Genomic DNA, 17,226 nt, shown 5'->3' with positions numbered 1-17,226 from the left:
CCGAGGAGGTGGCGATGCCCGAGCCCCAGGCCGAGACGATGAAGAACACCGCCGCCCACAGCTGCATCGTGCGCCGGCCGTAGCGGTCGGCCAGGGTCCCGGCGAACCAGGCGCCGACCGCGCAGCCCAGCAGCATCGAGGCCACGTTGAAGCCGGTCACCGCCGCGTCGGACTNGAANGCCGCNNNCAGGCCGTCGACCGTGCCGTTGATCACGCCGCTGTCGTAGCCGAACAGGAAGCCACCGATGGTGGCCACCAGGCTGATCAGGATGATGAAACGCGTGTTTTCGCCGCCGGCGGCCTCGAACTCGCTCGCGCCGGACTGCGTGGTTTCCACTACCGCCATCGGGGGCCCCTCCCTCGAGAATCCGCGCGCCCGCCGGCAAGGCGGCTGGCGGGCGCGGTCGCCGGGGCGCGCGGCGCGCCCCGGCACTGGCTGCGTCAGCGCCGCAGCAGGTACTGGTTCAGCAGGTTCTCGTAGCGCTCCTGCTTGCCGCTGGTCTGCTTCGGCTCGCCGATCTTGGCCGACAGCGCGGCCAGGTCGGCCAGGCCCAGCTTGCCTTCCTCGAAGGCCTTGCCGTCGCCGGCGTCGAAGCTGGCGTAGCGCTCCTTGCGCCACTGCTCCCACGGCGAGTCGTTGAGCAGCGCATGGGCCACTTCCAGGCCCTTGGCGAACGCGTCCATGCCGCCGATGTGGGCGATGAACAGGTCCTCCATGTCGGTGGACTCGCGGCGCGGCTTGGCGTCGAAGTTCAGGCCGCCGACCAGCCCGCCCTGGCGCAGCACCACCATCATGGCGCCGACGGTGTCGTACAGGTCGGTCGGGAACTGGTCGGTGTCCCAGCCGTTCTGCGCGTTGCCGCGGTTGGCGTCGATGCTGCCCAGCAGGCCGTGGTCGGAGGCCACCTGCAGGTCGTGCTCGAAGGTGTGGCCCGACAGCGTGGCGTGGTTGGCCTCGATGTTGAGCATGAAGTCGTTCTGCAGGCCGTGCTCCTTGAGGAAGCCGGCGACGGTGGCGCTGTCGAAGTCGTACTGGTGCTTCATCGGCTCCATCGGCTTGGGCTCGATGAAGAACTTGCCCTTGAAGCCGATGCTGCGGCCGTAGTCGCGCGCGGCGGCCAGGAAGCGGGCGAAGTGCTCCAGCTCGCGCTTCATGTTGGTGTTGTGCAGGGTGGCGTAGCCCTCGCGGCCGCCCCAGAACACGTAGTGCTCGCCGCCCAGCTCGACCACCGCGTCCAGCACGTTCTTCACCTGCACCGCGGCGCGCGCGACGACGGCGAAGTCCGGGTTGGTGGAGGCGCCGTTCATGTAGCGCGGGTGCGAGAACAGGTTGGCGGTGCCCCACAGCAGCTTCACGCCGGTGGCGTCCTGGCGCGCCTTGGCCAGGCCGACCAGGTGCTTGAGGTTCTTCTCGTAGGTGGCGATGTCGTCGGCGTCCGGCGCCAGGTCGACGTCGTGGAAGCACCAGTACGGCACGCCCAGCTTGGTGAAGAACTCGAACGCGGCGTCGACCTTGGCCTCGGCGGTGGCCATCGCGTCGCCCTTCTCCCACGGGAAGCGGCGGGTGCCCGGGCCGAACGGGTCGGCGCCGGCGTTGCAGAAGGTGTGCCAGTAGCAGACCGCGAAGCGCAGGTGGTCGCGCATGGTCTTGCCGCCGATCACCTTGTTGGCATCGTAGACCTTGAACGCCAGCGGGTTGTCCGATTCCGGACCTTCGTAGGGGATCGCGCCGATGCCGGGGAAGTACTCGGTGGCGCCGATGAAGGGCTTGCTCATCTTGTGGTTTCCGTTTGGGAGTTCGTACAGCGGGGATGCGCTCAGGCGTACAGCGGCCGGATCGCGTCGAGGTGGGAAAGGAAGCGGGCGTACTGCGCCGCGTAGGCGGCGGTGGCCTCGGCGTGCGGGTGCGCGGACAGGCGCGGCTCCAGGCGCACGTGCGCGGCCGCCAGCGCGGCCAGGTCCGAACCGCCGCCCTGGGCGCGGCTGGTGGCCCACAGGGCCTGCAGGGCCGCGCCGAACGCGGCGCCCTCGGCCTGCTCGGGCACGTCCACCGGCAGGCCGAACACGTCGGCGACCATCTGCCGCCACACCGCACTGTGGCTGCCGCCGCCGGTCAGGCGGATGGCCTCGAAGCGCATGCCGGCGTCGACGAAGGCGTCGTAGCCGTTCTTGAGGCTGTACACCGCGCCTTCCATCGCCGCGCGATAGAGGTTGGCCACGGTGAAGTTGGTGGCGGTCATGCCGAACAGGCTGCCGCGGCCGTTGGGCAGGTTCGGGGTGCGCTCGCCGTTGAGGAACGGCAGCATCAGCAGGCCATCGGCGCCGGGGCGGGTGCCGGACAGCAGGGCGTCGCCTTCCTTGGTCGAGAAGCTGCACAGCTTGCCCACCGCCTCGGTGGCCACGGTGCAGTTCATGGTGCAGATCAGCGGCAGCCAGCCGCCGGTGGAATCGCAGAACGCGGCCCAGCGGCCGGCCTCGTCGACCATGGCGCGGTCGGAGTAGGCGAACAGCGTGCCCGAGGTGCCCAGGCTCATGCTCAGCACGCCCGGGGTCACGTTGCCGGTGCCGATGGCGGCCATCATGTTGTCGCCGCCGCCGGCCGACACGCGCACGTTGCGCGGCAGGCCCAGGGCGTCGGCGATGTGCGCGGCGATCGGGAAGGTGGCGTCGGCCTCGACCAGCGGCGGTAGCAGCGCGGCCAGGTCGCGGTCCGGGTCGGTGGCGCGCAGCATCTCCTCCGACCAGCGGCGGTTGCGCACGTCCAGCCAGCCGGTGCCGGAGGCGTCGCCGCACTCCATCCAGCGCTCGCCGGTGAGCCAGAAGTTGACGTAGTCGTGCGGCAGCATGATCAGGGCCAGCTGCGCGTAGGCCTGCGAGCGGTGCTTGCGGGTCCACGGCAGCTTGGAGGCGGTGTAGCCGACCAGGATCGGGTTGCCGGCCAGCTCGATGCTGCGCTGCGCGCCGCCGACCGCGTCCATGATCAGGTCGCACTCGGCCGCGGTGCTGGTGTCGCACCACAGCTTGGCCGGGGCCAGCACGTTGCCGTCGCGGTCCAGCGGCACGAAACCGTGCTGCTGGCCGGACACGCCGATCGCCACCACGCGCTCGCGCAGGGCCGGGTCCAGCCGCGCGAAGCAACTGCGGATCGCGTCGATCCACCACTCGGCGCGCTGCTCGCGGCTGCCGTCGTCGCCGGCGGCCAGCTCCAGGGCGTGGCCGATGGTCGCCGCGACCTGGCGCGCTTCCGGGTCGTAGGCGACCAGCTTGACGCTCTGGGTGCCTACATCCAGGCCGACATACAGGCTCATGCGCGCACCCCGTGCGCGGACGGGCAGCCGTGCGGCCGCGGGATGGAACAGCTTGCGGGGGATTTGCTCATGGAGCGCTCCGGTGCGCGGAAACTTCGCAGGGTCCCGCCAGCCAGGCCTTGTTGCGACGCAACAAATACCTCGGCCACGACCTGGCCCCGGCGGGGTTGGAGGCCCCGTCCGGGCGCCAAGTTAGCGGTATCATTCGCGCTTTCTACCACGATCCGCACCCGCGCGCATGCTGCGGGTGCGCAGCGGCGGAACCGGTCACGCGCCGGCTGCGTATTCAGCAAGTACCAGCCGGCGGCGCCATGCGAAGCTTTGCCTTCCCGCCGCCGGATGCCGCCATGCGCGACCATTTCGCCCTGCTGGCCGACTACAACCACTGGATGAACGCCGCCCTGCACGCAGCCGCGGCCCGGTTGGACGCCGGACTGCTGGCCGAGCCGCGCGGCGCGTTCTTCGGCTCCATCCTCGGCACCCTCAACCACCTGGTGGTGGCCGACACCCTCTGGCTGCAGCGCTTCGCCGCCAACGACCCCGGCCACTGGCAGCCACTGCAGCCGGTCGCCGCCCTGCCGCCACCGCGGCGCCTGGACGAGACCGCGTGCCCGGACCTGGATGCCTGGTGGCAGCGCCGGCAGCTGCTGGACCAGGCCATTGCCGACTGGATCGGCACGCTGCAGCCGGGGGATCTGGAGCGGGTCATCGAGTACCGCAACATGGCCGGCCAGGCGCACCGGCGCCGGCTGTCGCACCTGCTGCTGCACTTCTTCAACCACCAGGCGCACCACCGCGGCCAGGCCACGACCCTGTTCCATCAGCTGGGCGTGGACGTGGGCCCGACCGACCTGCTGCTGCGCCTGCCGGCGGCCTGAGCGCGGCCGGCGAGCCGCTAGAATGCGCGTTTGCCGTTGCGAGACCGCCCCATGCGTCCTGTCCTGTCCTGCGCCGCCGTGCTCGTGCTGGCGCTCGCCGCCTGCCAACCGGTGCGGCCCGATGCCCCGCCCGCCGCCGCCCCGGCCACCGTGGCCGCCGACGACAACCTCAATGCCGTGCTGTGGGTGCAGCGCTCGGCCGAGTACCGCGCCATCGCCGAGCAGACCTACCGCGCCGCCGCCGCGACCCTGGACCAGGCCCTGGCCGACCCGGCCTGGGACGCGCTGGTGGATGGCGAGCGCGAGGGCAGCGGCCCCGGCCTGAAGCCGGCGGTGGTGCTGGACATCGACGAGACCGTGCTCGACAACTCGCCCTACCAGGCGCGCCTGGTGCGCGACGGCGGCGAGTACAGCGACCCCTCCTGGGACGCCTGGGTCGAGGAGCGCAAGGCGCGTGCCGTGCCGGGCGTGGTCGAGTTCGCCCGCGCCGCCAACGCCCGCGGCGTCACCCTGGTCTACATCTCCAACCGCGCCGTGCACCTGACCCAGGCCACCCTGGACAACCTGCGCGCCGAGGGCCTGCCGGTGGAGGGCGAGGACGTGTTCCTGGGCCTGGGCACGGTGGTCCCGGGCTGCGAGCAGCACGGCAGCGAGAAGGACTGCCGCCGCCGCCTGGCCAGCCGCAAGTACCGGGTGCTGATGCAGTTCGGCGACCAGCTGGGTGACTTCCTCAAGATCGAGGACAACAGCCCCGCCGGCCGCCAGGCCCTGCTGGAACGCCACCGCGACTGGTTCGGCAGCCGCTGGTGGATCCTGCCCAACCCGACCTACGGCGGCTGGGAGCCGGCGCTGTTCGACAACCACTGGAAGCAGCCGCGCGACGCGCGACGCGCCGCCAAGCGCGCCGCGCTGGAGACCGCGCCGTGAGCCGCGCCCCGCTGCCGCTGGCGCCGGAGGAGCGCCTGATCTTCGCCCTGGACGTGCCCGGCCGCGCCGAGGCCGAGGCCTGGATCGACCGCCTCGGCGACAACGTGCGCTTCTACAAGATCGGCATGGAACTGCTGGCCTCCGGCGAGTACTTCCAGGTGCTGGACCTGCTGGGCCAGCGCGGCAAGCGCGTGTTCGTGGACCTGAAGTTCTTCGACATCCCGGCCACGGTGGCCGGGGTGATCCGCGGCCTGGGCCGCTGGAAGGTGGACTACTGCACCATCCACGGCTGGCACCCGGCGATGATGCAGGCCGCCGCCGAGGCCAACCAGGGCGACATGCGCCTGCTGGCGGTCACCGTGCTGACTTCGATGGAGGGGGCCGACCTGCGCGCCATGGGCATCGACGCCGGGCCGGAACAGGTGGTGGTCCAGCGCGCGCTGGCCGCCCAGGCCGCCGGCATCGACGGGGTGATCGCCTCCGGGCGCGAGGCCGGCCCGATCCGCGCCGCCACCGGCGACGGGTTCTCGATCGTCTGTCCCGGCATCCGCCCGGACGGCGGTGGCGGCGACGACCAGAAGCGCAGCGTGGGCGTGGCCGAGGCGTTTGCCGCCGGCGCGGACGCGATCGTGGTCGGGCGGCCGATCCGCAACGCCCCCGATCCGGCGGCCGCGGCCGCATTGATCCAGCGGCAGATCCGCGAAGCGATCAGCTAAATCAATCGGTTAGCCAGGAAAACCTAACGTATTGCATTAGCTGGAGGAGCGGGCTAGAGTGCCCCGCAGCCGGCCGCTGGCCGGCGCCGTGCCACAACACGATGTCCTCCGGCGTTGCCGGATTTGGGGAGGCTCAGGCCTCCCCGTTTTGTATCCGGGCGTTGCCCTCGCGCCCCGGCAGCGGCCACACTCGACGCCCGGGGCCCCAGGACCAGACTCATGCAACGATCGCGCCTCGCCCGATCCACGCTGCGCGCGCGCCTGCGCCTGCTGCTGCCGGCCATGCTGCTGTTGCTGGCCGCCTGCCGCCCGGACCCGGGCGCGCCCGCGGAACTGCCCGGCGCCGCCAGCGAACCGGCCGGCGCCGTGCGCCAGCTGGCCGGCCACCTGCAGCGCAACGACCTGGTGGCGTTCGCGCGCGACGCCCTGCCCCCGCAAACCCATGCCGCCCTGGCCGCGGCCTGGCGCGAGGACCGCAGCCGCTGGCCGCTGACCGAGCTGCCGCTGGACGACCAACTGCCCTCGCTGCTGGCGACCCTGGCCGAGCCGGGCGCCGAAGCCGACCTGCGCCGGCGCTTCGACCGGCAGCTGGCCGGCCAGGACACCGCCCTGCGCGACGCCGCCCGCTCGCTGTCCCTGTTCGGCGTGCAGTACCTGCGCCAGCAGGCGCATTACAGCGACGAGGAACGGGCCCATTACGTGCAGACGGTGGAGGCGCTGGGCGCCTGGGCCGGACAGGCGCCGCTGGGCGATCCGCGGCTCGGCCACGCGGCGATCGAGCGGCTGGCCGCGGCGGCGCGCCAGACCGGGCTGGCCAGCGAGGAGGACCTGCGCCAGGCCGGCATGGAGGACAGCCTGCGCCGGCTGGGGCCGTTCCTGGCCGCGGTGAAGGCGACCACCGCCGACTACGGCCTGGACCTGGACCACAGCCTCACCGACCTGCGCACCGGCCTGGTCGAGGAACGGGGCGACCACGCCACCGTGCGCCTGCACTACCCGCTGGCCGGGCGCGAGATCGACACCACCCTGCGCCTGACCCGGCTTGGCGGCCACTGGTACCTGGACGGCTACCTGGAGGAAGCCGCCCGGGTGCTGGCCGCGGCCACCCCGGCCGAGGCCTTGCCCGAGCCCCCGGAAGCGGCCGCGGACCCGGGTGGGCGATAATCGCCCAATGCCAGAACAGAATCCCCTGCCCTTCCCGGGGCCTGCCACCGACGACCCGGCCACGCCCGCGCCCGCCGATTCCGGCGGCGCCACGCCGTCCGGCGAGCCGCCGCGCCAGCCGATCGCCCCCCGCCCCGTGGCCGCGCGGCGGCCGCTGTGGGCGCGCCTGCTCGGTTGGGTGGTCGACCCGTGGCTGGACCTGAAGCTGGAGCCGGCACAGCAGCCGCAGGACGACCCGCGCCCGGTGTGCTACGTGCTGGAGGACTACGGCCTGTCCAACGCCCTGATCCTGGACAAGGCCTGCCGCCAGGCCGGCCTGCCCTCGCCGCTGGTGCCGCTGCCGGGCGACCCGCTGGGCCGCCGCCGCGCCTACGTGGCCCTGTCCCGGCGCAGCGTCACCCCGCTGATCCCGGACCAGCGCCCGGCCGCGCGCACCCATTCGGACTCGCTGGCGCGCCTGCTCCAGGCGCACCGCGACGACCCGGCACTGGACGTGCGCCTGGTGCCGGTGTCGATCTTCGTCGGCCGCGCCCCGGACCGGCACAGCGGCTGGTTCTCGGTGCTGTTCTCGGAGAACTGGGCGATCGTTGGCCGCTTCCGCCGCCTGCTGGCGCTGCTGCTCAATGGCCGCGACACCCTGGTGCGCTTCGCCGAGCCGGTGTCGCTGCGCGAGACCGTGGCCGAGGGCCTGCCGCCGGAGCGCACCGTGCGCAAGCTGCAGCGCGTGCTGCGCGCGCACTTCCGCCGCATCCGCGCCGCGGTGATCGGCCCGGACCTGTCCACCCGGCGCCTGCTGGTGGACAAGGTGCTGGCGGCCGAAACCGTGCGCGAGGCGATCGCCGACCAGGCCCGGCGCGACAGCACCACCGTGGCCGAGGCCTGGAAGAAGGCGCACGCCTACGCCTGGGAGATCGCGGCCGACTACTCGCACCCGGTGGTGCGCTCGGCCAGCGTCATCCTCACCCCGGTGTGGAACAAGATCTACCGCGGCGTGCTGGTGCACCACCTGGACCGCCTGAAGGAGGTCGCCCCGGGCCACGAGGTGGTGTACGTGCCCTGCCACCGCAGCCACATGGACTACCTGCTGCTGTCGTACCTGCTGTACGAGCGCGGCATCGTCCCGCCGCACATCGCCGCCGGCATCAACCTCAACCTGCCGGTGGTCGGCACCATCCTGCGCAAGGGCGGCGCGTTCTTCATGCGCCGCAGCTTCCGCGGCAACCCGCTGTACTCGGCGGTGTTCACCGAATACGTGGCGCAGCTGGTGTCCGGCGGCTACTCGCTGGAGTACTTCATCGAGGGTGGGCGCTCGCGCACCGGCCGCCTGCTGCAGCCCAAGGGCGGCATGATCGCCATGACCGTGCGCGCCTACCTGCGCCAGCCCACCCGCCCGGTGCTGTTCCAGCCGGTGTACATCGGCTACGAGAAGCTGATGGAGGGCAACAGCTACCTGGACGAGCTGTCGGGCAAGCCCAAGGAGAAGGAATCGATCTGGCAGCTGCTGATGGGCATCCCCAAGGTGCTGCGCAGCAACTACGGCCAGGTGGTGGTGAACTTCGGCGAGCCGATCCGGCTGGGCGAGGTGCTGTCCAGCCACGCCCCGGAATGGGACGGCCGCCCGCTGCCGGAGGACGAGAAGCCGGCGTGGCTGGCCGAGACCGTGGACGCCCTCGCCCAGCGCATCCAGGTGCGCATCAACGAGGCCGCCGACGTCAACCCGATCAACCTGCTGGCCCTGGCGCTGCTGTCCACGCCCAAGCACGCCATGGGCGAGCGCGACCTGCTGGCGCAGATCGCCCTGTCCAAGACCCTGCTGGCGGAGCTGCCGTATTCGGACCGCACCACGGTGACCCCGCACACGCCGGAGGAGATCATCGCCCACGGCGAGGAGATCGGCGTGCTGCGGCGCATCCCGCACCCGCTGGGCGACGTGCTGAGCGTGGACGACGACACCGCGGTGCTGCTGTCGTACTTCCGCAACAACGTCGCCCACCTGTTCACCGCCTCGTCCTGGATCGCCTGCTGCTTCCAGCACAACCGGCGCATGAGCCGGCGCACCCTGGTGCGGCTGGGCCGCACCCTGTACCCGTTCCTGCAGGCCGAGCTGTTCCTGCCCTGGGACGAGGACGGCTTCGCCGAGCGCGTGGACCGCATCGCCGACGTGTTCGTGCGCGAGGGCCTGCTGCAGCTGGTCAACGACGAGGACGGCGGCGTGCTGCAGCGCAGCCCGGGCCAGAGCGACGAGGTGTTCCGCCTGCGCGCGATCGGCCACACCCTGCAGCAGGCGTTCGAGCGCTACTACATCGCCATCTCGGTGCTGGTGAAGAACGGCCCCGGCACGCTCGGCGCGGCCGAGCTGGAGAGCCTGTGCCAGCTGGCGGCGCAGCGCCTGAGCCTGCTTTACGCGCCGGCGGCGCCGGAATTCTTCGACAAGAGCCTGTTCCGCGGCTTCATCCAGAAGCTGCGCGAGATGAAGCTGGTGTGGCCGGACCAGAACAGCAAGCTGGTGTTCGACGAGCGCCTGGACGTGTGGGCCAAGGACGCCAAGCTGATCCTGGGCCGCGAGCTGCGCCACACCATCGAGCGGGTGAGCCCGGAAGCGGCGCGGCCAGCCGAAGCGGAAGCGGCGCCGGCCGAGTAAGCCGGCGCCGGACCGCGGCAGAAAAAGCGGCGCCCGCGGTCCTTCGCGGGACGCCACCCCCTCCTCCGGGATCCGGGGGACCGCGCGCCGCTCAGGGCGCGGCCGGGTCCAGCAGCGCCTCGCTGAAGTGCAGGCCGCTGTCGAGCTGGTAGTACACGTGCAGGGCCTCGCCCTTGCCCAGCGGGGTGAGGTGCTCGACCACGCCGCCGCGCCCCATGGAGCAGGTGCCGCGTCCGGCCGGGTCGCCGCCGACGCCGATGCGCAGCTCGCCGGCAGGGACCCGGAAGGTGGCCGTCTCGCCGCCGACCATGCGCGCGGCCAGGCGGTCGTTGATGTACACGGCCAGGTAGCAGATGCCGTCGCCCCAGGTCTTGCCGCGGGTCACCCGCAACATGCCCGAACCGCCGCGCAGCGGCTCCTGGTAGGCCAGCACCCGCTCGGCCGGCACCGGCACCGATTCCACCGCCGGCACGCCGGCCGCGCGCCGCGCGGCGACCGCCTCGGCGCGCTTGCGCGCCTCCTCCACGGCCTTGGCCTCCTGCACTGCCTGGTACTGCGCCGAGGCGATGTCCAGGTACACCCGCTGGTCCACCACTCCGCCGCTCCGGAGCGTCGCCTCCTCGAACGTCTGCGCACCGGTGACGCGGCGGGTGGTCTGGTAGCCGAACCGCTTGTTCGACTCCAGGTTCTCCGCGTCGACGATGTTCCAGGCCCCTTTGGGACCAGGCTTCGGGTCCACGGTGAGCGTGGCTGGCTGCTTGCCGGCCACCACCGTGTACGTGTACCAACGCTTCCCGTCCACGAGGTAGCCGGTCTCGACCATGACCTTGCCCGGCTCCTCCCAGGCGATGGTGATCCGGTGGGCGCCGTACTCGCTGCTGCCCTGGCGCTCGAAGGTGCGGCCGACCCATTGCGCGTAGGGTCCCCATACCGCGGGATCGGCACCGGACTCGTCCTGCGCAACCTCCTGCGCGGTCTCCTGCGTGGCTTCCTGCGCCGCAGCCGGCAGCGCCAGGCCTGCCCACAACAGGGCAGCGGTGATCACGGATACCGCTGTTGGCATGGTCATTCCCCCGGGCCCGGTGGTTCCGCCGCCTCGCCCGGCGCGGCGGCGAACAGCGCGGCCATCTGGCTGCGGAAGGCGCGGTCGCGCTGCTCGTTGCGCTTGAGCAGCTTGCGGCGCTCCGGTTCGGACAGGTTGGACACCGCCTGCGCGCGCAGGGTCGCCGGCTCGCGCGTGCGGTACAGCACCAGCCGGCAGGCGCCTGCACGGCGGTCGATCACCGGCGCCTCGATCGGCCACTGCTCGCCGTCGCCCTCGGCTTCGCTGACCGGCGGCAACGGCCGCGCACCGCCGGCGACGAAGCCGCCGTAGATGCGGTCCGGCAGGTTGTCCCAGGCGCGGATGTCGGCCTTGGCCTTGACCGCGCCGCCGATCAGCGTGGCCGCTACGCCGACCACCGCCAGCGCACCGGCCACCGCCAGGCTGTCGTCGCCCGGCGCGAACGCGGCCACCTGCGCGCCCAGCGACACGCCGGCCGAGCCCACGGTCTCCGCGCCCTCGCGGAAGCTGGCCTTGCCGTCGAGCACCACGTCGATCATGCGTCCGCCGCGGGTGCGCGCCTGCCAGCCGACGTCGCCCAGCGCCGCCAGTTCCTGGCCGCCCATGCGCACCGCCACGAACGGGTTGTCGCCCGGCTTCAGCTGCAGCGCCTCGCCGTAGCCGCCGGTGGCCGCCTTCACCGGCGCACCGCCGGATTCGACCAGCACCAGGGTGTCGGCACCGGGCGCGGGCGGCTGCAGGCCCTGCGGCTGCTGCGCGGCGGCGCGCCCGTAGAACTCCGCGGCCATGGCGGCGTCGCCCTCGCATTGCGAGGCCCAGCCGGCCAGCAGCGACATCAGGCCGAAGTCGCCGGCGTACTCCTCCTGCTCGGCCACCGTGTCCTGGTACTCGGCGGCGCGGAACGCGGCGCGGGCGTTGCCGTAGTCGCCCTCGGCCAGGAACAGCAGGCCGCGGTAGTAGTAGGCCATCGCCCGCTCGTAGGGCTCGCCCTTGAAGTCCTTGACCCCTTCGGACGACCACAGCGAACGTGCCTTCTTCGCCGCCTGCGAGTCGGCGTAGACCAGTTCGATCCGTTCGATCGCCGCGTCGAACGCGGTTGCCGCCACCTCCGGCTGGCCCTGGTCGATGGCTTCCAGGCCCATGCGCTGCAGGTTCAGCACCGCGCCCCACTCGCCGTCGGCAAGCAAGGCCTCGTAGTACGGCTGCAGGGCGGCAGGCAGGCCCGGCACCTGGGCCTGCGCCGGCAGGGCCAGGGCCAGGGCGAGCGCGAGCGCCGCCGCCAGCGGAGGCGGACGGGTGCGGCCGCTCACAGCGCCCCCTGCATGCGCCGCGCGGTCTCCAGCGCCAGCACCCGGGCGACGTCTGCCAGGCCGGGCGCAGCCGCGGCCTGGCGTTCGAAACCATTGGCCGTGGCCACGTAGCGCCCCGGCGCGGCGGCCGGCGGCGCGGCCTGGGTCTGGAACTCCAGCACGGTGCCGCCGTCGGCCACGTCCAGCAGCACCACGTGGAAGGCGCGCCCGGACGCGGACTGCAGGTCGACGGCCGAGGTCACCTGCAGCAGGTAGTCGGCATGGCCGGCCAGGGCGCGGGTCTCGATCGCGTGCACGTTGGGGCGCTCGCCCTCCACCGCCGCGCCCGCCAGGCGGGTGGCCAGGGCGCGGTCGATGAAGCGCACGCCGCCTTGGCGCAGCTGCTCCATGAAATGCGCGCGGATCTGCCGCGATTCGCCCTCAACCCGCGGCGCCGCCGGCGCCTCGGCCTCGAGGAAGCGTTCGCTGCGCTGGTGCATGCCGGCATCGGCACCGGCCACGCTGGTGCCGACGTGGCCGTAGCGGTCGCGGTCCACGCCCTCGCTGCGGGTCACCGCGGCGTGGCCGTGACGGTCGAGGGTTTCCACCTCGCGGTAGCGGGTGGCGACCTCGCCTTCCAGCTCCGCCTCCCAGAACAGCATCACCCGGTTGCGCTTGCCGAGCTGCTGGCGCAGCGCCTCCCACGGCAGGGCCTCGGCGGTTTCCGGCGCGGCCGCCGGGCCCAGCACCACCGGCTGGCCGGCACGGTAGCCGGGCGCCGGCGCTGGCTCGCGCCACTGCGCCGCTGCGGGCAGCGGCACCAGTGCCACGCCCAGCAGTGCAAGGACTGCCTTGTGCATGTCGCCTCCGCTCAGTTCGGTGCCAGCTCGATGTAGTAGTGGGTGGCCTTCGGCGACAGCGACGACTCCTGGTACACGGCCATGCCGCCGTGCGGCAGGAACACCGGGCGCCAGGCCGAGACCGCTTCCACCGGGGCCATGTTCGAGTCGAGGAACGCGACCCGGGCGCGCACGCCCAGCGGGCCGGCGGTGCAGTTGGCCAGGCGCGCGGTCACCTGGACCGTGCCGCCGGGCGTGGTGCTGGTGCTCAGGTGCTGCACGATCACGCTGCGGAACAGGCGCTCGTCGCTCATCAGCACGGCGTCGGCCGGGATGTCCTTGACCGAGCCGTAGGCAACCGCGGTCAGCGCCGGGCCGCCGCTGGGCGCGTTGCGCGTGAGCGCCTTGTAGTCGCACTCCAGCACCGCCTGCGGGCGCGCGGCGGGGGTCGAACAGCCGGCCGTGGCCACCACGGCCACGAGCACGGCGGCAGCAAGGGCATTCTTCATCGGGATCTCCGGTACACGCTGGCCCGGGGCCGGGCCATGGACGGTGGGATGGCGCGGCTCAGCGGTAGATCACGTCCTCGGCCGCGGCGCGCTGGAACTCGTACATGCCGGTCCAGGCCAGCTCGCCGGTCTCCGCGTCCACCAGCTCGAACGCGATCTGGTTCAGGCGCTGGACCACGCCGGTGCGGGGGTCGCGGCTGTCGAGGGTCATGATTGCCCCGCCGAGGAAGAAGTCGACGCCGGCCTGGCCCTGGGTCAGGCCGGTGGTGCCGGTGTCGGTGACGCCCTCGCGCTTGAGGTCGCGCTGGCGGGCCACCATGCCGGCGTAGCGCTGGCCGACGAAGGTGATCTTGCCCTGCGCGGCGCGGTTGAGCTCCACCAGCAGGCGCTGGGTGATCATGCGCCGGTTGATGATCTGCGAGCCCTCGTTGCGGAATTCCTGCTCGTCGATCAGGACCCGCGGCGGAGTGCTGAAGCGGCCCAGGAACCCGCTGGCGATCAGGTCCCGCGCCATCTGGTTGGTCATTGCCTGGATGTCCTGGCTCTCGATGCCCACCCCGGTCACCAGCCCCTTCTCCGACGGGTCCAGGTCACGGGCGGGCACGCCGCCGCGATTCTCCAGCCGGGGCCGGCGCTCGCGGGCGTCGGCGACGGTGGAGGCGGCCAGCAGCAGGCCGGCCAGCGCGCAGGCAGTGGCGCGCATGTGGTGCTTCCACGGCATTGTTCTTTACCCCTGTATTCGGGAAGCGGCCCCTCTGCACGCCCCCCAGGACGGTGTTCTAGGCGGCGGTGCGGCCGGATTCATTCCAGGGGGCTGAAAACTTTTGAAAAGTTCTGACCGCCGCGGACCCTGCCCGCCGGACCGCGGACAAGGCGCGGCGCCGGCGCGTTCCTTCGCGCCGGCGCCGCTCCCTGGACCTCCCTGTCCGCTGTTCCGGGCCCGCCCCCCCCCCCCCCGCGGCCCCGGAACCTGCCCCCGCCGATGGCTCCCCCCAGCCCACCTGCGTCCCGGGCCGGGCTGCCGGATGCCGCCCGCGTGGTGGCCACCTTGCCGTGCAGGGCCCGGGGCGTCTTTGCCGGACGCGGAAAAATCCTGAAAAGTTGTGACCGGACCGCTAAAGTGGCGCCGCAGCCTGCCGTAGCAACAGGCAGTTACAGCCGCCGGGGGGGCGAGGACGCATGCAGCAGGGAGGACACAGGCCGGTGCCGGGCGTCTGGCGGTTCGGCCAGGCCGAGCTGCATGAGACCGACGGCCACCTGCGGGTGGCGGGCAGCGCGCGCGCGCTGGACCGCAGCAGCCTGCAGGTCCTGCGCCACCTGCTGCGCCACGCCGGCGAGGTGGTCACCAAGGACGAACTGCTGGAGGCCGGCTGGCCCGGGCGCGTGGTCGCCGAGAACTCGCTGGCCAAGGCCGTCAGCCGCCTGCGCGCGGCGCTGGACGGCGCCGCCGAGGTCCGCGCCGTGCACGGCTACGGCTACCGCCTGGCGTGCCCGGCCCGCTTCGAACCTTCCGGCGCCCCGGCGCCCGTCCCCAGCACTGCCCTGCCCGCGGCGGGCCAGACCCTGCCGGGCGAGGCCGCCTGGACCCTGCTGCGCCGCCTGGGCGAGGGCAGCACCGGCGTGACCTTCCTGGCCCACTCGCCCACCCACGGCGAACGGGTACTGAAGCTGGCCCGCGACGAGGCCGGCCTGCGCGGCCTGCGCCGCGAGATCGCGCTGTCCCGCTACATCGCCCAGGCCCTGCCCGGCCAGGACTGCGTGGCCCCGGTGCTGGGCTGGAACCTGGAGGAGCCGCCTTGCTGGCTGGAACTGCCCTACTTCCCCGGGGGCAACCTGCACGACTGGATCCGCGCCCGCGGCGGCCTGGCCACACTGGACGAGGCCACCCGCCTGGCCCTGTGCGTGGCCCTGTGCGAGGCAGTGGCGGCGATCCACGACCTCGGCATCATCCACCGCGACCTCAAGCCCGAGAACCTGTACCCGGTCGAGGCCGACGGCCGCCTGCGGGTGGTGCTGGCCGATCTCGGCGCCGGCGAGGCGGTGCTGTCGCCGCAGCTGGAAGGCATCGCCCCGACCCTGGGCCTGACCATGGGCGCGGCCGCGCCGCATTCCCCCGCCGCCGGCAGCCTGCTGTACATCGCCCCGGAAGTGGTGGCCGGCGAGGCCGCGACCCTGCGCTCGGACGTCTACGCCCTGGGCGTGCTGGTGTTCCAGCTGCTGGGCGGCGACCTGCGCGGCGCGCTCGGGCCCGGCTGGGAGGCGCGCATCGCCGATCCGCTGCTGCGCGAGGACATCGCCCTGGCCGCGGCGATCGACCCGCAGCAGCGCAGCCTGGACGCGCGCAGCCTGGCCGCCCGCCTGCGCGGGCTGGAGCCGCGCCGCGCGGCCCGCCGCCAGGCCCGGGAACAGGCGCTGCAGGCGCGGCTGCAGGCCTGGCGCCGGCGCCGCGAACTGCGCCGGCGCCGCCTTGGCGCCGGCCTGACCGCAGTCCTCGGTGTGGCCCTGCTGGCCACCGGGGCGATGTACCTGAAGACCGAACAGCGCCGGCAGCAGGCCGAGACCGCCACCGCCCAACGCGAGGCGATGCTCGCCTTCGTGACCGGCGACATCCTCGGCCAGGCCGATCCCTACGACAGCCGCAGCAGCGGGGCCGCCGGCGGCGGCATCCGCGCCGCGGTGGACCGCGCCGCCGCGCGGGTGGACGCACGCCTGCACGGCGACCCGCTGGCGGCGGCGGCGGTGCACGGCATGCTCGGCAACATCTATTTCGCCCAGGACGCCCACGACCGCGCCATCACCCACCTGGAGAAGGCGCGCACCTACGCCCTGGCCAGCGGCGCCGGCGACCCCGCCGGCCTGGTCCAGGTCGAGACCACCCTGTGCGACGTGCACCGCATCGGCGGCCACCTGGCCCAGGCCGAGGAAGCCTGCGCCAGTGCGCTGGAGCACGCGCGCCGCGCCGGCCCCGGCGCGCGCCACCTGGCCACGCTCAAGCTCGGCCAGCTGCGCAGCGAGCAGGGCCGCCACCAGGAAAGCCGGCAGCTGCTGCAGCCGCTGCTGGAGCAGGACGCCCTCGGCACCGACCCGCGCCTGCGCGGCGAGCTGCACTGGGCGCTGGGCCTGTCGGCGCGCGCACTGGGCGACTATGTGGCCGCGCGCGAACACTTCGGGCAGCTGCTGCAGGTGGCCAAGGCCATGGGCGAGGACAGCTCCTGGCTGGGCTGGGCCTACAACTCGCTGGGCAGCGTGCTGGTGGAAACCGGCGAGTACGAGCGCGCCGACGCCCTGCTGCAGCGCGCGCACGAGGTGTTCGCCCGCACCCAGGGCGAGGAGCAGATCGAGACCCAGATGCCGGACGCCTGGCGCGCCGAGATCCGGCTGCTGCGCGGGCAGTGGGACGAGGCCAGCGCGATCCTGCAGCGGATCCGCCAGGCCTGGCAGGATCGGCTGCCGCCGGAGCACGCGCAGCAGCAGCGGATCGCCGCCAGCCTGGCCTGGGCCGACGCCATGGCCGGGCGCACCGAACAGGCACGCGCCGCGCTGGCCGCGGTGCCGCGCCGCAACGACCCGGCGCAGGCACGCGCGCGCAGCAGTGCCTGGCGCACGCTGCGCTGGAGCCGGGTGGCCCTGGCCCTGGACGAACTGGAGCGCGCCGGCGAACTGCTGGAGCTGTTCGAGGAGGAACTGGCGCAGGAACTGCCCGACCCGCACCCGCTGCGCGGCGAGGCGCGCTGCCTGCGCAGCGAATGGGCGCGGCGCCGCGGCGACGCGGCCCTGGCCATGGAAGGCGCCGCCGCCTGCCGCGACAGCCTCGCCCGCTACTACGCGCCCGGCGACCCGCGCCTGCAGCACCTGGAGGCGACCCGCGCCGCGTTCGCGGCCGCGCCCTGAG

14 protein-coding genes are annotated in these 17,226 nt (G+C 73.2%); 6 read left to right on the top strand and 8 right to left on the bottom strand.

The features are described 5' to 3' along the window. The 3 genes from PSEJ31_RS0113710 to xylB form a co-directional block, all read right to left on the bottom strand. The coding region (locus PSEJ31_RS0113710; RefSeq protein WP_028915783.1) for an MFS transporter at positions 1–346 on the bottom strand (346 nt) is incomplete at its 3' end. A gap of 95 nt (positions 347–441) precedes the next feature. Further along, positions 442–1,776 carry a xylose isomerase gene (xylA, locus tag PSEJ31_RS0113705; RefSeq protein WP_028915782.1) on the bottom strand — a complete coding sequence of 445 codons (1,335 nt, stop codon included), beginning with the start codon at positions 1,774–1,776 and terminating at the stop codon, positions 442–444. 41 nt (positions 1,777–1,817) lie between these two features. Beyond that, on the bottom strand, positions 1,818–3,308 hold the full coding sequence (gene xylB / locus PSEJ31_RS0113700) for a xylulokinase (RefSeq protein ID WP_028915781.1): 1,491 nt from the start codon (positions 3,306–3,308) through the stop codon (positions 1,818–1,820). Positions 3,309–3,655: 347 nt separating this feature from the next. On the opposite strand from xylB, the gene PSEJ31_RS0113695 reads away from it, so the two are divergent. The 5 genes from PSEJ31_RS0113695 (at position 3,656) to plsB (ending at position 9,634) form a co-directional block, all read left to right on the top strand. Beyond that, positions 3,656–4,186, top strand: a complete 531-nt coding sequence (locus tag PSEJ31_RS0113695) for a DinB family protein (RefSeq protein ID WP_019397524.1) — start codon at positions 3,656–3,658, stop codon at positions 4,184–4,186. A gap of 51 nt (positions 4,187–4,237) precedes the next feature. Further along, complete coding sequence (locus PSEJ31_RS0113690; protein ID WP_028915780.1) at positions 4,238–5,113, top strand: 5'-nucleotidase, lipoprotein e(P4) family; 876 nt, start codon at positions 4,238–4,240, stop codon at positions 5,111–5,113. Beyond that, complete coding sequence (gene pyrF, locus PSEJ31_RS0113685) at positions 5,110–5,829, top strand: orotidine-5'-phosphate decarboxylase (protein ID WP_028915779.1); 720 nt, start codon at positions 5,110–5,112, stop codon at positions 5,827–5,829. Before PSEJ31_RS0113690 ends, pyrF begins: the two co-directional genes overlap by 4 nt. Before the next feature lie 219 nt (positions 5,830–6,048). Next, the gene (locus PSEJ31_RS0113680; RefSeq protein ID WP_019397527.1) at positions 6,049–6,993 is read left to right on the top strand and encodes a hypothetical protein; all 945 of its coding nucleotides are present in this window, start codon (positions 6,049–6,051) and stop codon (positions 6,991–6,993) included. A gap of 7 nt (positions 6,994–7,000) precedes the next feature. Further along, a complete protein-coding gene (gene plsB / locus PSEJ31_RS0113675) occupies positions 7,001–9,634 on the top strand; it encodes a glycerol-3-phosphate 1-O-acyltransferase PlsB (RefSeq protein WP_019397528.1) in 2,634 nt (877 codons plus the stop codon). Positions 9,635–9,725: 91 nt separating this feature from the next. Here plsB and PSEJ31_RS16365 read toward each other — a convergent pair whose 3' ends face one another. The 5 genes from PSEJ31_RS16365 to PSEJ31_RS0113650 are packed head-to-tail and all read right to left on the bottom strand — an operon-like array spanning position 9,726 to position 14,037. Beyond that, on the bottom strand, positions 9,726–10,679 hold the full coding sequence (locus PSEJ31_RS16365) for a hypothetical protein (protein ID WP_051403765.1): 954 nt from the start codon (positions 10,677–10,679) through the stop codon (positions 9,726–9,728). 20 nt (positions 10,680–10,699) lie between these two features. Then, positions 10,700–12,007 (bottom strand): hypothetical protein, encoded by a 1,308-nt coding sequence (locus PSEJ31_RS16115; protein ID WP_051403764.1) that lies wholly within the window; start codon positions 12,005–12,007, stop codon positions 10,700–10,702. Further along, entirely contained in the window at positions 12,004–12,846 is an 843-nt protein-coding gene (locus PSEJ31_RS0113660) for a hypothetical protein (RefSeq protein WP_028915778.1), read from the bottom strand. Before PSEJ31_RS0113660 ends, PSEJ31_RS16115 begins: the two co-directional genes overlap by 4 nt. Positions 12,847–12,857: 11 nt before the next feature. Beyond that, on the bottom strand, positions 12,858–13,334 hold the full coding sequence (locus tag PSEJ31_RS0113655) for a hypothetical protein (protein WP_028915777.1): 477 nt from the start codon (positions 13,332–13,334) through the stop codon (positions 12,858–12,860). 58 nt (positions 13,335–13,392) lie between these two features. Beyond that, positions 13,393–14,037, bottom strand: a complete 645-nt coding sequence (locus PSEJ31_RS0113650; RefSeq protein ID WP_232211031.1) for a penicillin-binding protein activator LpoB — start codon at positions 14,035–14,037, stop codon at positions 13,393–13,395. A gap of 476 nt (positions 14,038–14,513) precedes the next feature. Between PSEJ31_RS0113650 and PSEJ31_RS0113645 the strand changes: the two genes are divergently transcribed. After that, the gene (locus PSEJ31_RS0113645) at positions 14,514–17,225 is read left to right on the top strand and encodes a tetratricopeptide repeat protein (RefSeq protein WP_084220879.1); all 2,712 of its coding nucleotides are present in this window, start codon (positions 14,514–14,516) and stop codon (positions 17,223–17,225) included. The last annotated feature ends 1 nt before the right edge of the window (position 17,226 follow it).

The sequence above is a fragment of the Pseudoxanthomonas sp. J31 genome, assembly GCF_000510725.1.
Lineage (GTDB): Bacteria > Pseudomonadota > Gammaproteobacteria > Xanthomonadales > Xanthomonadaceae > Pseudoxanthomonas.
The sequence above is the reverse complement of the archived record's forward strand: the minus strand, read 5'-3'. Positions and strand labels throughout refer to the sequence as shown.

Excerpts from the sequence above, each read along its gene's own strand:
- xylA (WP_028915782.1), bottom strand. The coding sequence starts at position 1,776 with ATGAGCAAGCCCTTCATCGGCGCCACCGAGTACTTCCCCGGCATCGGC.
- xylB (WP_028915781.1), bottom strand. The coding sequence starts at position 3,308 with ATGAGCCTGTATGTCGGCCTGGATGTAGGCACCCAGAGCGTCAAGCTG.
- PSEJ31_RS0113695 (WP_019397524.1), top strand. The coding sequence starts at position 3,656 with ATGCGCGACCATTTCGCCCTGCTGGCCGACTACAACCACTGGATGAAC.
- PSEJ31_RS0113690 (WP_028915780.1), top strand. The coding sequence starts at position 4,238 with ATGCGTCCTGTCCTGTCCTGCGCCGCCGTGCTCGTGCTGGCGCTCGCC.
- PSEJ31_RS0113680 (WP_019397527.1), top strand. The coding sequence starts at position 6,049 with ATGCAACGATCGCGCCTCGCCCGATCCACGCTGCGCGCGCGCCTGCGC.
- plsB (WP_019397528.1), top strand. The coding sequence starts at position 7,001 with ATGCCAGAACAGAATCCCCTGCCCTTCCCGGGGCCTGCCACCGACGAC.
- PSEJ31_RS0113660 (WP_028915778.1), bottom strand. The coding sequence starts at position 12,846 with ATGCACAAGGCAGTCCTTGCACTGCTGGGCGTGGCACTGGTGCCGCTG.
- PSEJ31_RS0113655 (WP_028915777.1), bottom strand. The coding sequence starts at position 13,334 with ATGAAGAATGCCCTTGCTGCCGCCGTGCTCGTGGCCGTGGTGGCCACG.
- PSEJ31_RS0113650 (WP_232211031.1), bottom strand. The coding sequence starts at position 14,037 with ATGCGCGCCACTGCCTGCGCGCTGGCCGGCCTGCTGCTGGCCGCCTCC.
- PSEJ31_RS0113645 (WP_084220879.1), top strand. The coding sequence starts at position 14,514 with ATGCAGCAGGGAGGACACAGGCCGGTGCCGGGCGTCTGGCGGTTCGGC.